Genomic DNA, 26,684 nt, shown 5'->3' on the forward strand with positions numbered 1-26,684 from the left:
ATTTAATATTTATTTGAAGCTATTGCCGCGATACGTTGCACTCATGCCAAAACACGAGATGTGCTTCTATCAGGACTACTTTCCATACGTCAAATATAGAATAATTACTTTTTAAAAAAAATTTCAAATTCAATAAACGTTCAAGCTAGCCAAACTTTATACTTTAAAATTTTTATCAACCCATTTATCCCAATTCGAACTGTAAATTGCCAGTAAAGTAAAGCTTAATAAAAATAGATGGTACCACGCATTACTGATTAAATCAAAAAAGTCTATTTTGCCCTTAGCAAAACTTAAAATTAACAAGACTTGTGCGCCATAAGGTAAAACCCCCTGAACAACGCAAGAAAAGATATCTAAAATAGCGGCTGTCTTTTTGGGATTCAAATCATATTCGTCATTAATCTCCTTTGCAATAGGTCCGGTAATTACAATTGAAACGGTGTTATTGGCTATTGCCAAATTAGCAAAACCCACCAATGCACCGATTCCTGCCTGTGCCGATTTTTTACTTTTGATCCGTCTTTTTATTTGGTGCAATAGATAATCAATTCCGCCAGCTTTCTCCACCATCGAAGCTAAACCGCCCGTCAGCATCGATAACAAAAAGATATCAGTCATACTGATAAAACCTTCATATATTTTTTGGATAAACTCCAATACGGTAAAAGACTCTCCAATATAACCTATGATACCCGCTAAAATAGTTCCAATAATTAAAGTCGAAAAAACATTTATTCCAAACAAAGCCAAAAATATTACCACGATATAAGGAATAATAGGAATCCATTCAAATCTATTTATTGGGAGGTCAACCGACACTATATCTGAATTTAGACCTAGATAAAAGAATAAAATTATTGTAATTACTGCTGCAGGAAACGCAATAAACAAATTGACTTTAAATTTGTCTTTTAATTCGCAGCCCAAAGATTGTGTTGCAGCAATAGTAGTGTCAGAGATCATCGAAAGGTTGTCTCCAAACATCGAACCACCCAATAAAGCACCAGAAATTAGTGGTAACGATGCGCCACTTTTATCTGCTAATGTCACTGCTATAGGTCCTAAGGCAACAATTGCCCCTACAGACGTTCCGGTGGCAGTCGACAGAAAACTGGCAATCAAAAAGATTCCCAATGGAAAATAAGCCACATCTACGGTACTGATTCCTAAATTAACAACGGCATCAACGCCTCCCATAGCTTTACTCACAACGGCAAATGCACCCGCAAGCAAATAAATCAAACACATCGTCATGATTTTACTTTCGCCACAACCTGCAATTAAAGTGGTCACTTTTTCATCAGTGGAAGACTTGAATAATAAAAAAGCCGCTATAATTCCAATTAAAACGGCGACCGGAGATGGAAATGCATAAAAATCATGTAAAACAATTCCAGCACCCAAAAAAGTAAAAATAAAAACAAACAAGGGAATCAAAGCGTACGGATTTCCTCTTTTTTTCAAAAAAACAGTCATAAAATAAATTTTAAAATGAATTAATTATGACGAAAAACAAAAGCTAATAATGGGAATGTAAAACAACATTTTTTCCAAAGGATTTGGCTTATCGTTTTAGCACCTTGCTTGTTGCTGCAGGTTGCTATCCTATTACAGGATTCGTGATAACGGCTGCAAAAGTAATACATCATTAAGTAAAAAACGATATACTACGTATTTTTTTTCAAAAAAAAAAAGCCTCACCGAAGTAAAGCTTTTTGTAATTATATAAATTGAAATGAGTTAGAAAGCCACATTCCATTTTGGTAATCTTCCATTTTCATCCAAGAAATTTTGTAAAACTTGTCCTTCGACAAAAGTTGGGATACCTTTAGTTTTATCATTGAATGTTTCATACCAAACTACTTCTAGCAAACTAATATCTTCGATTTTCATTTGTGCAGGCCAAGAATATTTTCTTCCCGTTTTTGCAAATTGATGACCGTTTACAATTTTATCTTTCAAACCGCCATTTTTGATTTTCAAAGTTCCGTCATTTTGAACAGTCCCAGTAGAACCAACCATAATTAACTCTTTTTCTTCCCCAACTACATAAACCAAAAACACGCCAGATCCTTCAGAAGCATTACAAACTTCTTCTAAACTATCATCTATTGTAAATGAAAACTGATTGCTAACTTTGAATTTTTTTAATTCCTTGTACATACTATTTTATTTTTATTTGAATTGGCTTCCGTAAAAAAAGCTCACAAAATCGTGAGAATCATCTAAACCATTCGTTTATGTTTGTTCTTTATTAAAATTAAACCATTAAAACAGCTATTTTTAATAAAGTGCAAAGGTATTTCTTTAATTCCATTTATAATAAAAAAGCCCCACAAAATGTGAGGCTTTTAAAATATTTAATTTAGAAAAAAATTATCCTAAAACTTCTTTAACTTTTTTACCAATTTCAGCTGGTGAATCCACTACATGAATACCACATTCTCTCATGATTTGTTTTTTAGCTTCGGCTGTATCGTCAGAACCACCAACGATTGCACCTGCATGTCCCATTGTTCGTCCTGCTGGAGCGGTAACTCCTGCAATGAAACCTACAACTGGTTTACGGTTACCATCAGCTTTGATCCAATGAGCAGCATCAGCTTCTAATTGTCCACCAATTTCACCAATCATTACGATACATTCTGTTTCTGGATCATTCATCAATAATTCAACTGCTTCTTTTGTAGTTGTTCCAATGATTGGATCTCCACCAATACCAATAGCAGTAGTAATTCCTAAACCTTGTTTTACTACTTGGTCTGCAGCCTCGTACGTTAATGTTCCTGATTTAGAAACAATTCCAACAGTACCTTTTTTGAAAACAAAACCTGGCATAATACCTACTTTTGCTTCACCTGGAGTAATTATTCCAGGACAGTTAGGACCAATTAATCTTGCCTTTCTTTCTTTAACATAACTATTAGCTTTAATCATATCAGCTACAGGAATTCCTTCAGTAATTGCAATAATTACTTTAATTCCAGCATCAGCAGCTTCCATTATTGCATCAGCAGCAAAAGCTGGTGGTACAAAAATAATAGTTGTGTCTGCTCCTGCTTGTTCCACAGCGTCTTTTACAGTATTAAAAACAGGACGATCTAAATGAGTGGTCCCCCCTTTTCCTGGAGTTACACCACCTACAACATTTGTTCCGTACTCAATCATTTGAGAAGCATGGAAAGTTCCTTCACTTCCTGTAAATCCTTGAACAATTATTTTGGAATCTTTATTAACTAAAACACTCATGATATATATTTTATGTGATTTTTATAAATTGTTATGCAAAAGTAAGGTTTTCGAAATTATTTTGATGCCTTTTCTTATCAAAATATATTATGATAATTGACTCATTTGATACCCTCTGAATAACTTATTATCTTTTATTTGCCAAATTGCCATAAAATGTGCCAATAACATTTCTTCTCTTGGGTTTTCTATCGTTTTCACAAAATGAGAATACCGCACGGAAATCATATCATTTTCAGCTATTATTTGGCTTACTCTTACTTTAGATCGCACATAAGCTTTACTCAAATCATCAGATAAATTCAATAAAGAATCATAATTCAGCTGCAAAAATCCTTTACTGCTATTCCAATCTAAAAGAACATCAGGATGCAAAAAATCTTTCATGACATCGCTATCAATTAGTGCATCTGATTTATAAAATTTCTGAACAATTTCCTTTGCAGACATATTATTTTAATTTATTTAAAATTTCGGGTATCTTTTTAATATTAGCCAGTTGTTTCAATTTCTCTCTTGATTCTTCAATTGGTGTACCAAAATAGGATTTTCCGCCTTCAACAGATTTTGTAACTCCAGTTTGACCTAGAATAACTGCCTTTGCGCCTATAGTGATTCCGCTGGTGGTTCCTACTTGTCCCCAAATAGTAACTTCGTCTTCAATTATTACACATCCCGCTATTCCAGTTTGCGAAGCAATCAAACAGTTTTTCCCAATTACTGTATCATGACCCACATGCACTTGATTGTCAATTTTTGTCCCTTCGCCAATTGTCGTGTCGCCCGTAACTCCTTTGTCAATGGTACAAAGTGCTCCAATTCCAACATTATCTTTAATTACAACTCTTCCTCCTGAAAGCAATTGATCATAACCTTCAGCACGTTTTTTATAATAAAAGGCATCTGCTCCAAGAATTGATCCTGCATGTATCATTACATTATCTCCAATTACGGTATAATCGTAAATGGAAACATTAGAATGAATTAGACAATTTTTACCAATTACAACATGATTTCCAATAAATGTATTTGGCTGTATAATAGTCCCTTGTCCAATTAAAGCTGAAGTAGCTATTGAAACATTCGAAAATTGAAACGGTTTAAAATGATGGGTTAATTTATTGAAATCTCTAAAAGGATCATCAGAAATCAAAAGTGCTTTTCCTTCAGGACAGTCCACTTTTTTGTTAATCAAAACAATGGAAGCGGCTGAATTTAATGCTTTATCGTAATATTTAGGATGATCTACAAAAACAATATCGCCTGATTCGACAACATGGATTTCATTCATTCCATATACTGCAAAATTTGCATCACCCACATATTCACAGTTGATAATATTGGCAATTTCTTCTAAAGAGTAAACTTTGGGGAATTTCATAAATTTAGTGTTCAATATTCAATGTTCAGTATTCAGCTTGACTACAAACTGAATACTGAAAACTGTAATTTACTCTTTTACGCGTTCCATGTAAGAACCCGATGTAGTATCAATTTTAATTTTATCACCTTCATTGATAAACAAAGGAACATTTACCGTAGCTCCAGTTTCAACAGTCGCTGATTTTGTAGCATTAGTTGCGGTATTTCCTTTAATTCCAGGTTCAGCATAAGTAACTTCTAGTATCACAGATGCCGGCATATCAACAGAAAGAGGTAAATCAGTTTCGGTATTAATGCTTACCATTACATTTTCTCCTTCTTTCAATAAATCTGGTGAGTCTAAGATGTTTTTATTCAAAGAAATTTGTTCAAAAGTCTCTGTATTCATAAAGTGGAATAAATCCCCTTCTGGGTATAAATACTGAAATTTATGGTTTTCAACACGTACTTCTTCAATTTTATGTCCTGCAGAAAAAGTATTATCCAATACTTTTCCATTAGTTAAACTTCTTAATTTTGTTCTAACAAAAGCTGGTCCTTTCCCCGGTTTTACGTGAAGAAATTCTATAATTTTGTATATATCATTGTTGTACTTGATGCACAATCCGTTTTTAATATCTGATGTAGATGCCATTATATTGTTTATTTTTATTAATATTTTTATTTTGTGCTAACTGAAATTGTTTTTAGTAATTCCCGGAATATCCTTTCATTACTCCTCTTGATGAATTTCTGATAAAATCAATAATCTCATCTCTCTCCGGTGTCGCTTCCATCTCGGCTTCAATAATTCCTAAAGCTTGCGTGGTGTTGTAATTTTTTTGATAAAGAATTCGGTATATATCCTGAATTTCTCTAATTTTTTCGGTTGTAAATCCACGTCTTCTTAAACCAACAGAATTAATACCAACATAGGATAAAGGTTCTTTAGCCGCTTTTGTATATGGAGGAACATCTTTTCTAACTAAAGATCCACCAGATATCATAGCATGATCCCCAATTTGAATAAATTGATGGATGGCTGCCAAGCCTCCTATTACTGCAAACTTCCCTACGGTAACGTGACCCGCAAGAGCTACACCATTAACAATAATAGCATTATCCCCAATGTGACAATCGTGAGCAATATGTGCGGTAGCCATTACTAGACAGTTGTTACCCAATGTCGTTTGCCCTGATGCTATAGTCCCTCTATTAATGGTTACACATTCTCTAATCGTACAATTGTCTCCAATTATCGCTAAAGAATCTTCTCCACCAAACTTTAAATCCTGCGGGACAGCTGAAATAACTGCACCTGGAAAAATATTACAATTTTTTCCAATTCTTGCTCCTTCCATAATGGTAACATTTGAACCAATCCATGTTCCATCTCCAATAATAACATTATTGTGTATGGTGGTAAAAGGCTCAATGACTACATTTTTGGCGATTTTGGCGCCTGGATGAACATACGCTAATGGTTGATTCATATTCTTTATTTAATCGTTTAACTGTTTAATCGATTAACCGAATATACGATTAACCAAATCAACAAAAAAAATTACTGTTTTTTTGCAATTTGAGCCATTAACTCCGCTTCCGCAACTAGTTTTCCATTTGCGTAAGCATTAGCTTGCATGTGACAAATACCTCTTCTTATCGGAGTTATTAAATCACATTTAAAAATTAAAGTATCACCAGGCAGCACTTTTTGTTTGAACTTTACATTATCAATTTTCATGAAATAAGTCAAATAATTTTCAGGATCCGGAACCGTACTCAACACAAGAATCCCTCCAGTTTGTGCCATTGCTTCAACAATTAAAACGCCTGGCATAACTGGTGCTTCAGGAAAGTGTCCAACAAAGAAATTTTCATTCATCGTAACATTTTTCATTCCCACCACATGACTTTCAGACATTTCAATGATTCTGTCAATCAATAAGAACGGAGGTCTGTGAGGCAAAACAGCCATGATTTTATGGATGTCCATCAATGGCTCCAAGTTTAAATCATAAACTGGAACATAATTTCTTTGTTCTATTTTTATAATTTTCGCCATTTTTTTGGCAAATTGTGTATTTACAAAATGTCCTGGTTTATTGGCAATTACTTTCCCTTGTATTTTTGTTCCAATTAATGCTAAATCTCCAACTACATCTAGCAGTTTATGTCTAGCGGCTTCATTTGGATAATGCAAAGTAAGATTATCTAATATCCCATTTGGTTTCACATTAATGGTTTCTTTTCCAAAAGCAACTTTCAAATTCTCCATCGTTGTTGCTGATATTTCTTTATCAACATATACAATAGCATTATTCAAGTCACCTCCTTTAATAAGTCCGTTTTCTAATAATGATTCCAATTCATGCAGAAAACTAAAGGTTCTGGATTCTGAAATTTCTTCTTTAAATTCGGAAATCCCTTTCATCGTGGCATTTTGAGTACCTAAAATTTTAGTCCCAAAATCAACCATGGCAGTCACACTATAATGATCACTTGGCATGATTAATATTTCGCTTCCCGTAGCTTCATCGGTAAAAGAAATGACCTCTTTTATTACATAAACATTACGTTTTGCACTTTGCTCCTCTAAACCTGCTTTTTCAAGCGCTTCAACAAAATATTTAGCGGAACCATCCATGATAGGAAGTTCTGAAGCATTTAGTTCAATGATAACATTGTCTAAGTCACAACCAGTTAATGCCGCTAAAACGTGTTCTGGCGTTTGTATTTTAACACCAAGTTTCTCTAAATTAGTACCTCTTTGTGTGTTTACAACGTAATTTGCGTCTGCTTCAACAACGGGGCTTCCTTCCAAATCTACTCGAACAAAAGTAAAACCATTGTTTATTGGAGCAGGTTTGAAAGTCATTTTTACTTCTTTTCCTGTATGTAATCCAACTCCAGTTAGTGAAATTTCCGTTTTGATGGTCTTCTGTTTAACCATTTTTTCCATTTTTTTGGTTTAATATTTGTTTCTTTAATTCTTCTATTTCCGCGACAATTTTTGGCAAATTCTTAAAATGAACATATGATTTACTAAAATCATTGTAACCAAATGAGGGACTTCCTTGCAAAGTCTCATTGTCTTTTATATTTCTTCCAACACCAGATTGAGCCTGAATGCGAACATTATTTCCTATCGTTAAATGTCCTGATACGCCTACCTGACCACCAATCATTCCATTTTTTCCAATTTTTGTAGAACCCGCAACGCCCGTTTGAGCTGCAATTACAGTATTCTCTCCTACCTCAACATTATGGGCAATCTGAATTTGATTGTCCAGCTTGACTCCTTTTCTAATAATTGTAGATCCCATCGTAGCCCTGTCTATAGTAGTACAAGATCCAATGTCCACATTATCTTCAATAACTACATTTCCTATTTGCGGGATTTTAGTATAGCTTCCATCTGGATTTGGTGCAAAACCAAAACCATCAGCTCCTATTACCACTCCTGAATTTATGATACAATTATTCCCGATAATAGTATCCGAATAAATTTTTGCACCAGCGAAAATAGTTACATTATTACCTACTACAACATTATCACCTAGAAAACAATTAGGATAAATTTTTACGTTATCGCCTAATATCACTTGTTGTCCTAAATAACTAAAACTGCCTAAATATAAGTTCTCTCCATATTTTGCAGTATCTGATATAATAGAGGGCTGTTCAATTCCATTTTTAGTTCCTTTTGCCTGATCATAAAATTCTAATAATTTAGAAAAAGACATATAAGCATCTTCCACTTTTACAAGAGTCGTTTTTATTGGTGTTTCAGGAACAAAAGTTTTATTCACAATCGTAATTGTAGCCTCTGTTGTATATATAAAGTTATTGTATTTTGGATTTGCTAAAAAAGTTAATGAGCCTACTTTTCCATCTTCAATCTTAGACAACTGATTCACTTCAGCCTTGGGATTACCAATAACCTCACCTTCTAATATACCCGCTATTTGTTCTGCTGTAAATTTCATTGCGACAAAAATATAAAAAAATAGATTTTAAATGTTCATTTCTACAAGTTGTTTTGGGAAACAGATATAATATTTAGTAACCAATTTAGATAATGATTTTAAATTCAGTTGGTCAGAAGATTCAATAACATCTTCTACTGTTCTGTCTTTTTTCAAAATACGTATCGGTTCCGCTTCTTTACTGTAGGCTTGGTTTTTTATCTTGCCTTTAAAAATAAAATAATTAGTCTCCAATAAAGAAATATTATTTTCCATCGCAAAACGCTCTTTCAATGGCTGCAGTTCTTCTAAAGAAACTTTTTCGCTAGTTAATTTTATTTTTAATAAATCCCTGTTTACAATCATTTTGCTAAGAGATGACAATATAAAATCATCCTGTCTTTGCCATGCTTTTAATGCACTAATAATGTCAAAATCATCTAGTTGAGAAAATAAATCTAATGTAGAAGCATCAAAATTATCCATCGTAACCTTATTTTGCATAAAAAACTGTAACGGTTCACTACATGGTAATTTTACTCCTTTTATTGTCAATTCTTTAGCTCGTTTTAAGACTTTCGTCAAAATTAACTCGGCTACTAAACTGGTTTTGTGTAAATACGCCTGCCAATACATTAATCGTCTTGACATCAGAAACTTCTCCACGGAATAGATGCCCTTTTCTTCAATTACCAAGAAATCATCCACCACATTCATCATTTGAATCAGTCGTTCCGAATTGACATTTCCTTCTGCCACTCCCGAATAAAAGCTATCTCGTTTTAGATAATCCATTCTATCCATGTCCAATTGACTGGAAATCAATTGCAACATGAATTTTCTATCGTAATCCCCCTTAAAAATCTGAATAGCTAAACTCAACTGACCGTTAAATTCAATATTCAATTGATTCATAAAAAGCAGTGAAATTTCTTCATGATGCACATCCTCAACAATACTTCTTTCCATCGCATGTGAAAACGGGCCGTGACCAATATCGTGCAATAAAATAGCAATGTACAATGCATTTTCTTCATCGGGAGATATGGAAACCCCTTTAAAACGAAGTACTTCAACTGCTTTTTGCATTAGATGCATACAACCTAAAGCATGATGAAATCGGGTATGATTCGCTCCAGGATAAACTAAATAGGACAAACCCATTTGTGAAATTCGACGTAACCTCTGAAAATAAGGATGTTGAACTAAGTCGTAGATTAAGGCATTCGGAATGGTAATAAACCCGTAAATGGGATCATTGAATATTTTTAGCTTATTGATTTGACTCACTATAACTTTATTTTGGTGAACAAATATAGACAAATTAGATTGTATAACCACAAAGGACGATTTGGGTGCGTTTTCAAACAAAATATAGTGATTTTGTACAGATGGAAACGGCTATAACAAAATAAAACACTCGCTATATTTAAGTTGGAATTTTAAAATAATTTTTACGTATCGTTATTTCAAGACGGGACAATGTTTTACAGACCTGTTTTTCCGTAAAAATTCAAATGATTTAATTTCACCCAACACGTTAAAAATTAATTTATTTTTAATTTTTAGATTTGAATTTGGAATTTGGTTTTTGAATTTTCAAATCCTATATTTGCTTTCGAATAAAAATTCTATGGAACAATTTGTAGTATCGGCACGTAAATACAGACCTCAAACATTTAAAGATGTGGTAGGACAAAAAGCCATTACCAATACTTTATTAAATGCCATAGAAACCAATCATCTTGCCTCTGCCCTATTATTTACAGGACCTAGAGGAGTTGGAAAAACTACTTGCGCTCGTATTTTGGCTCGAAAAATCAATCAGCCGGGTTATGATGATCCAAACGAAGATTTTGCCTTTAATGTTTTCGAATTAGATGCTGCTTCAAATAATTCAGTTGATGATATCAGAAACCTGATTGATCAAGTACGGATTCCGCCACAAACAGGACAATACAAAGTATATATTATTGACGAGGTTCATATGCTGTCCTCGGCAGCTTTCAACGCTTTCCTGAAAACACTCGAAGAACCGCCAAAGCATGCCATTTTCATTTTGGCTACGACCGAAAAACATAAAATTATTCCAACGATATTGTCTCGTTGTCAGATATTTGATTTCAAAAGAATCACTGTAAAAGACGCCAAAGAACATCTTGCCGAAGTTGCGACAAGTCAAGGCGTAGTTTTTGAAGACGATGCATTGCATATTATTGCCCAAAAAGCGGATGGAGCGATGCGCGATGCGTTATCAATTTTTGATAGAGTCGTTTCGTTTTGTGGAAAAGACTTAACACGTCAGGCCGTTACAGAAAATCTAAATGTTTTAGATTATGAAACGTACATCAAGGTGACGGATCTAATCTTGGAAAATAAAATTCCTGAATTATTATTATCTTTTAATGACATTCTTTCTAAAGGATTTGATTCTCATCATTTTGTAGCCGGATTAGCCTCTCATTTCAGAGATTTATTGGTAAGCAAAACGCCTTCAACTTTATCGTTATTGGAAGTGGGTGAACAAGCGCAGAAAATTTATGGCATACAAGCACAAAACTGCCGTCAAGATTTTTTATTAAAAGGAATTGAAATTGCAAATGATTGCGATTTAAAATACAAACTAAGTCAAAACCAGCGATTGCTTGTTGAACTTTGTTTGATGCAACTTGCCTCTATCACTTTTGATGGAGAAAAAAAAAAGTTGACAAATTTATAATTCCACCTACCTATTTTAGAAATAGTGATTACTCAATAATCGAAACTCAAAAGTCGAAGCTCGAAAGTAATGACACTATCGCAGTAATAAAATCAGTTCAAGAAAAAGAACCGGTAACAATTGCTATTGCGCCTGTAATTCCTGTTCTTACTCCGACAGTAAAAATTGATATTCCTACTTCTAACGAACCAAAAATTTCTGCCTTTTCATTGTCAAGTATTCGTGCCAAAAAAGCATTAGAAGAAAGCAATAAGGGAATAGTGAAAGAGGTCGTTCATTTGCCTACGGAAGCTTTTACAGAAACCGAAATGCTACTACATTGGAACAAGTATGCACAACGTTTAGGAGAAAAAGGGTTTCGAATTATGGAATCGTTATTACTTATCAACGACCCAGTATTGAATGGCAACGCTATTACTATTGAATTGCCAAATGAAGGTTCCAAATTAGATTTTGAGAAAGAATTGAATGGACTTTTAGGACATTTAAAAGGTCATTTACACAATCATGATATTACGATAGAAGTTATCGTGAATGAAAGTTTTGAAAATAAAAGAAATTTTAATGACCAAGATCGTTACAATAGACTTCACGAAATAAATCCAAATATTGAACTCTTACGAACAACATTTGGATTAGATTTGAATGTGTAATTGATTGATTTTTAGATTTTTTTTTTAAATTTAATTATGATTTAAAATACGCAAATCAGAATTAAATCAATTATATCTTACCATTATACATCGCTTTTACAATACCATCTGAAAGTCCAATCTTAGGGACATAAATATTTCTGGCACCACTCCATTTCATTGCATTAAGGTAAATTCTTGTAGCAGGAATAATTACATCGGCACGATCCGGATTCAAACCTAGTTCAGCTACTCTTTGATCATAAGTAAGGGAATTCAAAAAAGCATACTGTGAATTTATATAAATATAAGACAAAGGCTTTTCTTGAACTTTGCCGGACATTTTGAATAATTTATTAATGTTTCCGCCTGAGCCTATTAATGTAACTTCATCATAGTCTTTGGTATTAATTTTAATCCATTTTTCAATTTCATCCCAAACAACGTCGCATACCATGTCATTCAATAAACGAACTGTTCCAGCTTTGAAAGATCTTGAATTTACCATTTTACCATTGGAGAACAAGGTAAATTCTGTACTTCCACCACCCACATCTACAAAAAGATAGGTTTGATCTGTTTTTAATAAATGATGTAAATCAGTTGAAGCAATAATAGCTGCCTCTTTTTTTCCATCGATGATTTCTATTTTGATATCCGCTTTTTTCTTAATTATTGCAACTACTTCCTTGCCATTATAGGCTTCCCGCATCGCCGAAGTAGCAAAAGCCATATAACGTTCGACTTTATGCACTTTCATTAATAAATTGAATGCTTTCATAGCATCACACATTCTATCAATATTCACTTCAGAAATTTCACCTACAGTAAAGGCATCTTGTCCCAAACGAATAGGCACACGAACCAATGAACTTTTATTAAATTGCGTTTCTTTTCCATCTTGTTCAACAATATTCACAACCAATAAACGCATGGCATTTGAACCAATATCTATTGCAGCGTATTTTTTTATTTTAATCATTCTTCTACTATGATTTGAAATTTATCTTTTTATATTTTTATCAATTACAATTAGGATGCCAAGATACTAGGTAACTTTTTCTGCCAAGACTTCTACTTTATTTTGATAGTATTTATACGTTTCTAATTGTGCCCTGAAAATAGGATCTTGATTTCTTACCTTATACTTATTATCCAATTTATAGGAGTGGTATCGCGCTTTAACATTCCCTTTCCAACCTAAATCAAAATTGTCAATTAGCTCATTTTTGATTTCTTGATCATAAATTGGGCAAGTAACTTCTACTCGACCATCAAGATTTCTGGTCATAAAATCAGCAGATGAAATGTAAACTTCCGTTTGCCCGGCATTCCCAAATATGTAAATCCTCGAGTGTTCCAGATAATTATCTACGATACTTATTGCTTCAATATTTTGGCTCATTCCTGGAATTCCGGGAATCAACGAACAAATACCTCTAATTTCAAGTTGTATTTTGACGCCTGCTGTACTCGCTTCATACAATTTATCAATCATTCTAAAATCAGACAAACTATTCATTTTTAACTTAATATATGTTTTTCTCCCTGCCAATGCATGCAAAATTTCCCTATCAATCAGTTTGTAGAAACGGGATCGAGTATAATGAGGAGAAACAATCAGATGTTTATAACGATGTACTCTGTAATTGATATCGAAAAATTCAAATATTTTCGTAATGTCTTTAAGAATTTGTTGGTGACTTGTAAAAAGGGTTACATCAGTATAAACTTTTGCTGTAGCTTCATTAAAATTCCCTGTAGAAATGAAACCATATCTTTTTATTTTTTCATTTTCTATTCTTTCGATAACACATATTTTACTGTGCACTTTTAGTCCTTTTATTCCAAAAATGAGTTCGATACCTTCGATTTGCATTTGTTCTGCGTAAGATATATTTGAAGCTTCATCAAAACGTGCTTGTAATTCAATTTGAACCGTAACTTTCTTCCCGTTTTTGGCAGCATTTATAAGTGAGCTTATAATTTGAGAATTTTTAGCTAATCGATATAACGTAATCTTTATTGAGGTTACTTTTGGATCGAGAGCTGCTTCGCGCAAAAATTTTGTCAGATAAGAAAAAGACTGATAAGGTGCATTTAATAAATAATCTTTTTTACTTATTTTTTCCAGCATACTTCCTTCAAGACTCAAACCAGGAAGTGGCAGCGGATCATTCTTTTTATACAATAAATCAAATCTCCCTAGATTTGGAAAATTCATATAATCACGTCTATTGTGGTATCTGCCGCCTGGAATAATACTGTCCGTTGCTACAATATGCATTTTATCTAGAAAAAATTGCAGTGTATCTTTTTCAATTAATTGATCATAAATAAACCTCACGGGTTCCCCTATTCTTCGATCTTTAACACTTGTTGAAATTTTTTCTATCATACTTTTACTCAAATCACTATCGATATCTAACTGTGCATCTCTAGTAATTTTTATCATGTGGGCAGAAACACTTTCATAATCGAAAATATTGAAAATACTACTCAAATTGTGTCTTATAACATCATCAATTAGAATAACATACTGTTTATCATTATCTGAAGGAAGAACAACAAAACGATTTAATGTTTTTGGAATTTCAATAATCGCGTAACGGATCTCATTATTTAGTTTCATAATGAGTTTTATAGCCAAATAACCTGAAGTATCTTTCAATAACGGAAATTCAGCTAAATCGTTTAATATGATTGTAACTAATTCAGGACTCAATTTTTGAATAAAAAACTCTTTTAGAAAAATTTCCTGCTCGATCGAAATTTGATCTTCATTGATAATGAATATATTTTTAGACTCTAATTTAGCTTCAATAGTGCTTAATATCCGTAAACTTTCAGACTGTTGTTCTATTACAATTTCTGTGATGTCTTTTACTAATTCTTGAGCCGAAATACCGCCCAAATACTTTTCTCCGGATATTCCTGAAAGACTTAACCGTCTAATAGCCGCAAAGCGAACTCTAAAAAACTCATCTAAATTATTAGAAAAAATGCCTAAAAACCGTAGTCTATCTAACAATGGTACGGAATCATCTGCCGCTTCTTGAAGCACTCTTGCATTAAATGCTAACCAACTTTTTTCTCTATCTATATATTTATGTTCTGGCATCTACTTATTTTAAATCTTTGGGGAATATTGTTTTTTTTGTTATGCCTTTATCAATTTTAGTCCAATCATCTGCATGAAATTGCAAAGATACAAACCCTGCCGTGGGAACATTCTCAATAAAAACATCCCCAAATTTATTAACAAAATTTGTAATAGCAACATTATGTCCAAAAAGAATAACACTATCGAAAAGATTATTACATGATTTAATAACTTTCTCCAGTTTTTTTTCATCGAATGTATAAAGGTCGTCTTTATAAACGATACTGTCAATAGGATAAGAAATATTTTGAGCAAAAATAAGCGCGGTGTCAGCGGCTCTTTTAGCTGTGCTGCTCCAAATAATGTAAGTTTTAGGAAGATGATCACTAATTTTAGAGGAAACAAGGTGTGCATCTTTCATTCCATGGTGTGTTAAAGGCCGTTCCTTATCGTGCAGTGGAGCGTCCCAACTTGATTTTGCATGTCTAATTAATATTAAATTTTTCATAGGGTAATGATCATTTAGATAGTCATGGGCACTGTGTTTCGATTTAGTGAAATATTCTAATACAATTTACAAAAGAAAGAATGATTTATAATTTTTTTTGCCTGTTTTTTTCGTAATCAAAATAATTCTTGTGAAGGCGTATTTAGTGCATTTTTTTTAGTAGATAATTATATTTACAAATGCTAATTTTTTTATAAAAAAAGTTAATCAACTCACAATTAAGTTTTTATTAGTGTTGTTTACTGGTTATACATCAAAATTTTAGGTTTAATTAACAAGAAAATGTTCCTTTCAACGAGTATTTAAGTCATTGACAGATAAAAAATATCAATTGATGGCATTTTGGTTAAATTCGTTACTATAAATGATAATTAATAAAATATTTTAATCAACTAAATAATTATTAAAGTAGATTTTTTTTAAAAGCATAAATAGTCCCCAAAACTAAAACAGAATAAATTATTGCAGAATTTAAATTTTAATTTTAGGTTTTAGGATAGTACTTCTATCCTAATTCACTGACTTTTTTAATTAATTATGTAGTATTTATTTTTAATTAAAAATATAACCTATGATTAAATTTTACCCCAATAAAATTTATCAAATACTGACATTTATTCTAATTGTTTTTAGTTTAAATTCAAGTTTTTCACAAACTAAAGGTTTGATAATAAGAGATGGTGCTGGAAATATACCTCCGCTTAGTAATTCATCTGTATTAGATCCCAATAATGATGGTTTTGCATCTCTTACCTCTGCAGGTTTTGTTGGTGGTGATGTTGGTGCTGCTTTTAGTGAAATCCCATATTTGGCTATCACACCAATTACTCCTGAAGTTATAGGTGATTTGAGACGTGGACCAAATGGTGGATTTAGTGATTATGTGCCAGACGCCAATAACAAAGCAATTTATGTATATGCCGATGGAACCAATTTAATGGTTCGTATGCGTTTAGGAAAAATTATTCCAGGAGCAAAAGGATACAGTTTATTAATTGATACTGATGGATTATTTGGTCCAGCAGATCCCACCTACTCTGCTTCTAATCCTGGTTATGAATATGAACTAGTTTATGAAACAGGATTTAGCGTAAAAGTTTATAATGTAAATACTAGTCCATGTAACGCTGCAGTAACTGAATACTTATTCACGACGCCAGCTAACCGACAATATGCTCAAACTTCAATTGCTTTAACAACTAACGATGGTGATCCAGACTACTTTTTAGATTTCTACGCACCGCTATCTGCTTTTACAGGTGCAGGTGCAATTACTACTTCAACCCCATTACGATTTGATGCAACAACCGTAATGGCTCCAAAAAATGCTTTGTGTGGTCCAGTATCTGATGCCTATTCACCAGATATCAACGCACAAAATCCTTGTACGCCAGCTGAAATTGCTGCCGGAACCTGTAATACTAATTTGTGTACTGCTGCACCAGTTCTAAATACTGGTTTAACCACTTTATCAACTTCGATAACTGGTACCTGGACAAAAGCGTCCTATTCAACACAATCAACAGCAACAATAACAATATATAGAAACGGTACTTTGCTGGGCACAACCACTGCAACAAGTGGAGGAGCATGGTCTATTACGGGAGTGATACTGCTTGCTGGCGACATAATAACAGCCAAAGCGCAAGCCACAAATGAGTCACAATGTTTTACTAGTAATATAGTAAATATTGGTCCGCCTGCTTGTCCTAGTGGGATAACTTCTCCTTGTCCAACAATTACTTGTGCCACGCGAAAAGGTTTTGAAGGAACAGGTGTTACTGGTGCAACAATCAATATTTATAATGTTACTAGTACCGGTATAACATTAGTTAAAACTAGAACGGTAATCGGAGGAAATTGGTATTGGGATGGTGGAAATGGTGGTTCTACACTCGTTTGTAATACTGGTGCGTCAAATGCAATTCCTTCTGGTGAATATTATATAGAACAAATAGTTCCTGGTCAATGCAAGAGTTTATGTAATACATATATCTGTTTGGCTGGAAACGGAAATACTGCCAGTCCAGTGATAACCTCAGATCCAATTTATGCTGCTTCGCAGTCATTAACTGGTACTTCAACTGCAAGTATAACAATACGTTTGTATTTAAATGAAAACTTAATTAGTACGCAAACTTCTACTGGTGCTGGAACATTTTCTTTTCCATTAAGCAGTTATAATTTAATAGTTGGTGATGTATTAACGCTACGAGCAACAAACGGTGCGCGATGTTCTTCTAATCCAATTTCAATAACAGTAAGTTGTGTGGTTTATCCGCCAGTAATTTCCTCTAATGCGAGTAATCAAATCCAATCTGGACTACCAATTTCAGGAACATCAGGGTATCCCGGCGCAACTGTTACCGTATATGATTCTACCGGAGCCGTTTTTGGCACAGCAATCGTTAATGCATCAGGTAATTGGCAAACTGTTGCAAATGCAGGTATTGCTGGTTCCGTTTATTACGCGCAACAAACTACTTCATGCGGAACAAGTATTGCTTCTAATACTGTAACAACTTTCACGGCAACATCAAGCGCAAGATGTGGCACTATAACAAATCCTATCTTAGATAATGTTACATCCGTTTCAGGTACTTTAGCAAGCGCCGTTCCAAATACTACCGTAACATTATACATTGATGGCGCTGCAATAGGAAACGTTATAACAAGTTTAAGTGCTTGGAGCATTCCGGTTAATACAACAGCTTCAAATAGAATATATGGAGGTGGAATTTTAAGTATCGGTGTTAGCGAACCAGGTTTACTTGAAGTGATTTGTCCTGCTCGAGTTACAGTAGTTTGTGCTAATCCGCCAGCACCAGTTCTAGCAGCAACTACACAAAATATTATAGTAGGAAACACGGCCACTTTCACGATTACTAATTCAATTTCTGGCGTTTTATATTATATCAAAAACGCAGCGAATGCTTCGATATCGCCTTCAGTATTTGGTAATAATGGAACGATAACGATTCAAACTACTGCTTTTAATACCGTTGGAACCTATAATCTAAATGTATTTGCTTGGAATTTAAACGCGGTAAGTTGTACATCACAAACTGCTGCCATAGTAAATGTTGCAGGTTATTCAGATTTAGCAATTACGAAAACAGAAAATAATGCCAATCCAATTATTGGAACCACTGTGACCTTTACCATAACAGCAACAAACAACGGACCGTATGCTTCAACTGGAGTTACCGTGAATGATGCGTTGCCTACAGGTTATACATTAGTATCGGCAACACCTTCAGTAGGAACTTGGACAGCACCAAATTGGTCTGTTGGTAATCTTGCCATCAATGCAAGTGCTACCTTAACCATTGTTGCAACCGTTTTGTCAACTGGGAACTACGCAAATACTGCCACTATATCTGGTCCATTATTTGATCCTACGCCAGGAAATAATACGGCTACATCAACACCTACACCAATAAACGCTGTTATTCAAGCTTTAAATGATACCGGTGCAAATATAGTTGGTGCTTCTGGTGGTCAATCATTAGCGAATGTTTTAACTAATGATACCCTAAATGGAGCAACTGCTACTTTATCAACGGTGAACTTAACGCAGGTTTCAACTACTAATGCCGGGGTTACTTTAAATGCTGTTACAGGTTCTGTAAATGTGTCTGCAAATACGCCATCCGGAAGTTACTTAGTAACCTACCAAATTTGTGAAAAAATAAACACTGCTAATTGTAGTTCAGCTACTGTTAGTGTTACTGTTACCAATGCAATAATCATCGCGAATAATGATACTGCTGCTCCTATAAATGGATATAATGGAGGTACTGCTTTTACAAATGTATTAACGAATGATACGTTAAACGGTGCAACTGCAACTTTAGTAACGGTGAACTTAACTCAGGTTTCAACTACTAATGCTAGTGTTACTTTAAACCCGGCTACTGGTGCTGTAAATGTGGCAGCAGGAACGCCATCAGGAACCTATACAGTTACGTACCAAATTTGTGAAAAATTAAATCCTACTAATTGTAGTACAGCAACGGTTTCTGTAACTGTAACTGCAGCTCCTATTCTTGCTGTAAATGATACTGGTTCAGCTGTTACAGGTTTTACAGGTGGTACCTCATTTACAAATGTTTTAGGAAATGATATTTTAAATGGTGCTGCGGTTATTCCTTCAAAAGTTACACTGTCATTTGTGTCTTCAACCAATCCGGGAGTTTCTTTATCTGGAACTAATGTTATTATAGCTTCAGGAACGCCAGCCGGGAATTATACATTGACCTACAAGATATGTGAAATACTTAACCCATCAAATTGTTCAACAGCCACCGTAGCTGTCCCAGTGGGAACTCCAGTTATTGATGCTGTTAATGATACCGCTTCTCCTATCAACGGTTATGTTGGTGGAACTGCTTTCACAAATGTATTATCAAACGATACTTTAGGTGGCGTAGCAGTGAATGCTGTTCAAGTAAATACAACTTTTGTATCTTCAACTAATGCAGGAATAACTTTATCAGGAACTAACGTTTTAGTGGCGGCTGGAACACCTGCTGGAAATTATACATTGACCTATAGAATATGTGAAAAATTAAATCCAACAAATTGTGATGAAGCAGTAGTTACAGTAACGGTTTCTCCTTCTGTAATCAATGCCGTTAATGACGCTGGAGCTAATGTTGTCGGCGCTTCCGGTGGCCAAACTATTGCTAATATTTTAGTTAATGATACATTTAATGGTGGTGCAACAACGTTAACAAACATAAGTTTAACGCAAGTTGCAACAACCAATGCTGGGATTACTTTAAACACTGCAACTGGTGCTGTAAATGTAGCAGCTGGAACGCCTTCTGGTTCGTATACAGTTACCTACCAAATTTGTGAAAAATTAAACCCAACGAATTGTAGTACTGCAACGGTTTCTGTTACGGTTACCAATGCCGCTATTATGGCTAACAATGATACTGGTGCCTCTATTGTAGGTGCTTCTGGTGGTCAGACTTTGGCAAACGTTTTAACTAACGATACCTTAAACGGTTCTACGGCAACTTTAGCGACTATAAACTTAACGCAAGTTTCAACTTCGAATGCTGGCGTTACTTTGAATGTAGCTGATGGATCTGTGAATGTTGCTCCAGGAACACCTTCTGGAACTTATTTCCTAGTATACCAAATTTGTGAAAAATTAAATCCTTCCAACTGTAAAACAGCTACTGTTTCTGTTACCGTGACGAATGCTGCTCTTGTAGCAACAGATGACACTGGTGCGCCGATTGTGGGTGCTTCTGGTGGTCAGACGTTAAGTAATGTTTTAACAAACGATACCTTGAATGGTTCTACAGCGACTTTAGCCAAAGTAAACTTAACGCAAGTTGCAACTTCGAATGTTGGGGTTACTTTAAACCCTGCAACTGGTGCTGTAAATGTGGCAGCTGGAACGCCTTCTGGTTCGTATACAGTTACCTACCAAATTTGTGAAAAATTAAATCCTTCCAATTGTAAAACAGCGACTGTTTCTGTTACGGTTACCAATGCCGCTATTATGGCTAATAATGATACTGGTGCTTCTATTGTAGGTGCTTCTGGGGGTCAGACTTTGGCAAACGTTTTAACTAACGATACCTTAAACGGTGCAACAGCGACTTTAGCGACAGTAAACTTAACTCAAGTTTCTACGACAAATGTTGGTGTTACTTTAAATACGTCTAATGGTTCAGTGAATGTTGCTCCGGGAACACCTTCTGGAACGTACTTCCTAATGTACCAAATCTGTGAAAAATTAAATCCTTCAAATTGTAAAACTGCTACCGTAACTGTTACCGTGACAAATGCTGCTATCGTAGCTACGGATGATTCTGGTGCGCCAATTGTTGGTGCTTCTGGTGGTCAAACGGTAGGTAATGTTTTAACAAACGATACCTTAAACGGCGCAACAGCGACTTTAGCAACCGTAAACTTAACGCAAGTTTCTACAACGAATGCTGGTGTTACTTTAAATCTAGCGGATGGTTCAGTAAATGTGGCAGTTGGAACTCCTTCTGGAACGTATTTATTGGTTTACCAAATCTGTGAAAAATTAAATCCTTCAAACTGTAAAACAGCTACTGTTTCGGTTACCGTGACGAATGCTGCCATTGTAGCTACGGATGATACTGGTGCGCCAATTGTTGGTGCTTCTGGTGGTCAAACGGTAGGTAATGTTTTAACGAACGATACCTTAAACGGTTCAACAGCAACTTTAGCAACCGTAAACTTAACGCAAGTTTCTACAACGAATGCTGGTGTTACTTTAAATCTAGCGGATGGTTCAGTGAATGTTGCTCCGGGAACACCTTCTGGAACGTACGTCCTAATCTACCAAATTTGCGAAAAATTAAATCCTTCCAATTGTAAAACAGCGACTGTTTCTGTTACGGTTACCAATGCCGCTATTATGGCTAATAATGATACTGGTGCTTCTATTGTAGATGCTTCTGGGGGTCAGACTTTGGCAAACGTTTTAACTAACGATACCTTAAACGGTGCAACAGCGACTTTAGCGACAGTAAACTTAACTCAAGTTTCTACGACAAATGTTGGTGTTACTTTAAATACGTCTAATGGTTCAGTGAATGTTGCAGTTGGAACTTCTTCTGGAACGTATTTACTTGTGTACCAAATTTGTGAAAAATTAAATCCTTCAAATTGTAAAACTGCTACCGTAACTGTTACCGTGACTAACGCACTTATTATTGCTAACAATGATACTATCAATGGTGGAAATGGCGCGACAGGTAACACAAATGCTGGAAATGTTTTATTAAATAATGGAAATGGAGACGATACGCTAAATGGTTTTTCTGCTTCAATTTCTCAAGTGAATTTAACAATTACAACCCCTGCAACTCCTATTGGTTCAAACCCAATACCAGTCATTAATAGTTCAACAGGTCAAATATCAGTTCCTGCTGGAACTCCTGCTGGAACATATACGATAATCTACCAAATTTGTGAAAAACTAAATCCAACGAATTGTAGTTCAGCAACGGTTACAATAGTAGTAAACAACTCAACTATTAGTGCATATAATGATACTTATACAAATGTAAATTGTACACCTACTGGATATATTGGAAATGCATTAACAAATGACATTTTAAATGGAAGTAGTGTAGCAATAAATGATGTTAACTTTTCAATAACTTCCGCAAGTCATCCAAATATTACTATAGATAGTTCAGGGAATATAAGCATTATTCAAGGTATCCCTGCAGGAAATTATTCAATTAATTATCAAATTTGTGAAAAATTAAATGCAACTAATTGTGATAATACAACAATATTTATTACGATTACAGACTCAAATTCACCTACATTCAACCCATTACCTGCTGATTCAACTATTTATTGCCCAGCAATACCGGTATTTGCAAATGCAATAGCTACTGATTTATGTAGTTCGTTAACACTTACATATGATGATATCACTACAACTGGTATTTGTGATGGAAATTATTCCTTAACTAGAACTTGGACAGCAACTGATGCTTCTGGAAATGTTACTACTGCAACTCAAACAATAAATGTAGTTGATAACACTTCTCCAACTTGGACAACCACTGCAACGGCTTTAGATGTAACTTTAGAGTGTAACGATTTTTCTGGTTTATCAAATGCTCAAAATATGAATCCAATTGCTACTGACATTTGTAGTACTGTTACTTATACTAAAACATTAGGTGCTTTTGTTTCTGGAACATGTGGTGCAGCGGGTACATATACTAACACATGGATAGCGAGAGATGATTGTGATAATGCAAGTTCAGTATTCTCTCAAGTAATTAGAATAATTGATGCAACTGCTCCAATTTGGTCAACAACTAATGGTGCTTTAGATAAAAACATAAAATGTAGTGATGCTGTTGCTTTAACCGCTGCGCAATCATTGGCTCCAACTGCAACAGATAATTGTGCGGGTACAATCACATATATTAAAACTTCTGGTGCATTCGTTTCAGGTTCTTGTGGTGCGGCTGGTTTGTATACTAACACTTGGACGGCTACCGATGCTTGTACTAATGCAAGTACTGTATTCACTCAAGTGATTACAGTTTCTGATACTACGGCTCCAACATGGTCAACTACTGCAAATGCTTTAGATGCAACTGTGGAATGTAGTGATGCTGCTACTTTAACTGCTGCGCAATCATTGGCTCCAACTGCAACAGACAATTGTGCGGGTACAATCACATATACTAAAACTTCAGGTGTGTTTGTACCTGGAACTTGTGGTGCGGCTGGTTCATACACTAACACTTGGATTTCTACGGATGCTTGTACTAATGCAAGTACTGTATTCTCTCAAGTGATTGCAATTACAGATACTACGGCTCCAATAATTGCTTCATTGCCTGCTGATTCAACAATCAATTGTCCAAATACTCCAGTATTTACTCCAGCGACAGCGACAGACAATTGTGGATCTGTTATTACATTAGTGTATAATGACGTAGTTACAAGTGGCTCAAATTCAAGCATATTTTCTGTAACTAGAACATGGACAGCGATAGATAATTGTAACAATTCATCTACTTCATCTCAAACAATAAATGTTGTTGATAATACAGCACCTATCAGTCCAATTTTGGCGGATGCAACTGGGGAATGTTCGGCTACTGCAACAGCTCCAACAACCACCGATGCTTGCGCGGGAACCCTTAGTGGAACCACCACTGACGCTTTGACTAGAACTACCCAAGGAACTTCGGTTATTACTTGGACTTTTAACGATGGCAACGGAAATTCAACAACCGCTACGCAAAACATAGTTGTAAAAGACAACACTAAACCAGTAACACCAACCTTGGCGGATGCCACAGGGGAATGTTCAGCTACTGCGGTGGCTCCAACTACTACGGACAACTGTTCAGGAACAATCACTGGAACTACCACTGATTCTTTGACTAGAAGCACTCAAGGAACTTCGGTTATTACTTGGACTTTCAACGATGGAAACGGAAATTCAACAACCGCTACTCAAAACATATTGGTAAAAGACAATACCAAACCCGTAACACCAACCTTGACGGATGCAACCGGAGAATGTTCGGCTACTGCAACTGTTCCAACAACTACAGACAACTGTTCAGGAACAATCACTGGAACTACTTCTGATGCTTTGATAAGAAGTACCCAAGGAACTTCGGTTATTACTTGGACTTTTGATGATGGAAATGGAAACACTACTACAGCTACGCAAAACGTAGTTGTAAAAGACAATACTGCTCCGGTAACACCAATCTTGGCTGATGCCACAGGAGAATGTTCTGCTACTACGGTGACTCCAACAACTACTGATGCTTGCGCCGGAACGATTACGGGAACTACCACTGATTCTTTGACTAGAAGCACTCAAGGAACTTCGGTTATTACTTGGACTTTCAATGACGGTAACGGAAACATAACTACCGCTACTCAAAACATAGTTGTAAAAGATACTACTAAACCAGTAACACCAACCTTGGCGGATGCCACAGGAGAATGTTCTGCCACTGCAATTGCTCCGACCACTACTGATGCATGCGCCGGAATGATTACGGGAACTACCACTGATGCTTTGACTAGAAGTACCCAAGGAACTTCGGTTATTACTTGGACTTTTGATGATGGAAATGGAAACACTACTACAGCTACGCAAAACGTAGTTGTAAAAGACAATACTGCTCCGGTAACACCAATCTTGGCTGATGCCACAGGAGAATGTTCTGCTACTACGGTGACTCCAACAACTACTGATGCTTGCGCCGGAACGATTACGGGAACTACCACTGATGCTTTGACTAGAAGTACTCAAGGAACTTCGGTTATTACTTGGACTTTCAATGACGGTAACGGAAACATAACTACCGCTACTCAAAACATAGTTGTAAAAGATACTACTAAACCAGTAACACCAACCTTGGCGGATGCCACAGGAGAATGTTCTGCCACTGCAATTGCTCCGACCACTACTGATGCATGCGCCGGAATGATTACGGGAACTACCACTGATGCTTTGACTAGAAGTACTCAAGGAACTTCGGTTATTACTTGGACTTTCAATGATGGAAATGGAAACACTACTACAGCTACTCAAAACCTAGTGGTAAAAGACAATACTGCTCCGGTAACACCTATCTTGGCTGATGCAACTGGGGAATGTTCGGCTACTGCAACAGTTCCAACAACTACAGACAACTGTTCAGGAATACTTACTGGAACTACTTCTGATGCTTTGACAAGAAGTACTCAAGGAACTTCGGTTATTACTTGGACTTTTGATGATGGAAATGGAAACACTACTACAGCTACACAAAACGTAGTTGTAAAAGATACTACTAAACCACTAACGCCTACTTTGGCGGATGCTACAGGCGAATGTTCTGCTACTGCAACAACTCCAACAACGACTGATGCTTGCGCCGGAACAATCACTGGAACTACCACTGATTCTTTGACTAGAAGCACCCAAGGAACTTCGGTTATTACTTGGACTTTCAACGACGGAAACGGAAACTCAACAACCGCTACTCAAAACATAGTTGTAAAAGACAATACTAAACCGGCAACACCAATCTTGGCGGATGCAATAGGAGAATGTTCTGCAACTGCGGTGGCTCCAACTACTTCGGACAACTGTTCTGGAACAATCACTGGAACTACTTCTGATGCCTTGACTAGAAGTACTCAAGGAACTTCGGTTATTACTTGGACTTTCAACGACGGAAACGGAAATTCAACAACCGCTACGCAAAACATAGTGGTAAAAGATACTACCAAACCAGTAACACCAACTTTGGCGGATGTAACAGGTGAGTGTTCTGCAACTGCAACTGCTCCAACCACCACTGATGCTTGCGCAGGAACAATCACTGGAACTACTTCTGATGCTTTGACCAGAAACACACAAGGAACTTCGGTTATCACTTGGAATTTCAGCGACGGAAACGGAAACTCAACAACGGCTACGCAAAATATAATCGTAAAAGACACTGCTGCTCCGGTCACTCCAACTTTGGCTGATGCAACCGGCGAATGTTCCGCTACCACCGTGGCTCCAACCACTACTGATGTTTGCGCAGGAACAATTACGGGAACTACCACTGATGCTTTAACTAGAAGTACCCAAGGAACTTCTATTATC

General features: G+C 35.5%; 16 protein-coding genes and 1 riboswitch. Of the genes, 3 read left to right on the forward strand and 13 right to left on the reverse strand.

Features of this window, described 5'->3' with window-relative positions; all coding sequences use genetic code 11:
* Positions 1-156 precede the first annotated feature (156 nt).
* From IWX84_RS11125 to IWX84_RS11170, 10 genes are all read right to left on the reverse strand, one after another.
* Positions 157-1,479 carry a Na+/H+ antiporter NhaC family protein gene (locus IWX84_RS11125; protein WP_196850826.1) on the reverse strand — a complete coding sequence of 441 codons (1,323 nt, stop codon included), beginning with the start codon at positions 1,477-1,479 and terminating at the stop codon, positions 157-159.
* 58 nt (positions 1,480-1,537) lie between these two features.
* Positions 1,538-1,634, reverse strand: a riboswitch (SAM-I-IV-variant riboswitch).
* 109 nt (positions 1,635-1,743) lie between these two features.
* Positions 1,744-2,166: a hypothetical protein gene (locus tag IWX84_RS11130; RefSeq protein WP_196850827.1), complete on the reverse strand. Its 423-nt coding sequence runs from the start codon at positions 2,164-2,166 to the stop codon at positions 1,744-1,746.
* A gap of 213 nt (positions 2,167-2,379) precedes the next feature.
* Entirely contained in the window at positions 2,380-3,252 is an 873-nt protein-coding gene (gene sucD / locus IWX84_RS11135; RefSeq protein ID WP_196850828.1) for a succinate--CoA ligase subunit alpha, read from the reverse strand.
* 87 nt (positions 3,253-3,339) lie between these two features.
* Positions 3,340-3,702, reverse strand: a complete 363-nt coding sequence (locus tag IWX84_RS11140; protein WP_196850829.1) for a nuclear transport factor 2 family protein — start codon at positions 3,700-3,702, stop codon at positions 3,340-3,342.
* Between the two features lies 1 nt (position 3,703).
* A complete protein-coding gene (locus IWX84_RS11145; RefSeq protein ID WP_196850830.1) occupies positions 3,704-4,633 on the reverse strand; it encodes a UDP-3-O-(3-hydroxymyristoyl)glucosamine N-acyltransferase in 930 nt (309 codons plus the stop codon).
* A 69-nt stretch (positions 4,634-4,702) separates the two neighbouring features.
* On the reverse strand, positions 4,703-5,269 hold the full coding sequence (gene efp / locus IWX84_RS11150; RefSeq protein ID WP_196850831.1) for an elongation factor P: 567 nt from the start codon (positions 5,267-5,269) through the stop codon (positions 4,703-4,705).
* Between the two features lie 52 nt (positions 5,270-5,321).
* On the reverse strand, positions 5,322-6,107 hold the full coding sequence (gene lpxA, locus IWX84_RS11155) for an acyl-ACP--UDP-N-acetylglucosamine O-acyltransferase (protein WP_196850832.1): 786 nt from the start codon (positions 6,105-6,107) through the stop codon (positions 5,322-5,324).
* A gap of 71 nt (positions 6,108-6,178) precedes the next feature.
* Entirely contained in the window at positions 6,179-7,567 is a 1,389-nt protein-coding gene (locus tag IWX84_RS11160) for a bifunctional UDP-3-O-[3-hydroxymyristoyl] N-acetylglucosamine deacetylase/3-hydroxyacyl-ACP dehydratase (RefSeq protein ID WP_196850843.1), read from the reverse strand.
* Entirely contained in the window at positions 7,560-8,603 is a 1,044-nt protein-coding gene (gene lpxD, locus IWX84_RS11165; RefSeq protein WP_196850833.1) for a UDP-3-O-(3-hydroxymyristoyl)glucosamine N-acyltransferase, read from the reverse strand. Before lpxD ends, IWX84_RS11160 begins: the two co-directional genes overlap by 8 nt.
* A gap of 27 nt (positions 8,604-8,630) precedes the next feature.
* Positions 8,631-9,872, reverse strand: a complete 1,242-nt coding sequence (locus tag IWX84_RS11170; protein ID WP_196850834.1) for an HD domain-containing protein — start codon at positions 9,870-9,872, stop codon at positions 8,631-8,633.
* Positions 9,873-10,215: 343 nt separating this feature from the next.
* On the opposite strand from IWX84_RS11170, the gene dnaX reads away from it, so the two are divergent.
* Both dnaX and IWX84_RS11180 read left to right on the forward strand, forming a co-directional pair.
* Positions 10,216-11,301, forward strand: coding sequence for a DNA polymerase III subunit gamma/tau (gene dnaX / locus IWX84_RS11175; RefSeq protein WP_196850835.1), 1,086 nt, complete (start codon positions 10,216-10,218; stop codon positions 11,299-11,301).
* Positions 11,302-11,510: 209 nt separating this feature from the next.
* Positions 11,511-11,954 carry a DNA polymerase III subunit gamma/tau gene (locus IWX84_RS11180; RefSeq protein ID WP_231385472.1) on the forward strand — a complete coding sequence of 148 codons (444 nt, stop codon included), beginning with the start codon at positions 11,511-11,513 and terminating at the stop codon, positions 11,952-11,954.
* A gap of 70 nt (positions 11,955-12,024) precedes the next feature.
* Here the strand turns inward: IWX84_RS11180 and IWX84_RS11185 are convergent, their stop codons facing one another.
* The 3 genes from IWX84_RS11185 to IWX84_RS11195 form a co-directional block, all read right to left on the reverse strand.
* Complete coding sequence (locus IWX84_RS11185) at positions 12,025-12,915, reverse strand: Ppx/GppA phosphatase family protein (RefSeq protein WP_196850836.1); 891 nt, start codon at positions 12,913-12,915, stop codon at positions 12,025-12,027.
* 66 nt (positions 12,916-12,981) lie between these two features.
* Positions 12,982-15,054: a polyphosphate kinase 1 gene (gene ppk1 / locus IWX84_RS11190; RefSeq protein WP_196850837.1), complete on the reverse strand. Its 2,073-nt coding sequence runs from the start codon at positions 15,052-15,054 to the stop codon at positions 12,982-12,984.
* Between the two features lie 4 nt (positions 15,055-15,058).
* Entirely contained in the window at positions 15,059-15,544 is a 486-nt protein-coding gene (locus IWX84_RS11195) for a SixA phosphatase family protein (RefSeq protein WP_196850838.1), read from the reverse strand.
* 571 nt (positions 15,545-16,115) lie between these two features.
* On the opposite strand from IWX84_RS11195, the gene IWX84_RS11200 reads away from it, so the two are divergent.
* A partial coding sequence (locus IWX84_RS11200) for a beta strand repeat-containing protein (RefSeq protein WP_196850839.1) occupies positions 16,116-26,684 on the forward strand: 10,569 nt, incomplete at its 3' end.

The organism is Flavobacterium sp. CG_9.10, assembly GCF_015752245.1.
Taxonomy (GTDB): Bacteria; Bacteroidota; Bacteroidia; order Flavobacteriales; family Flavobacteriaceae; genus Flavobacterium.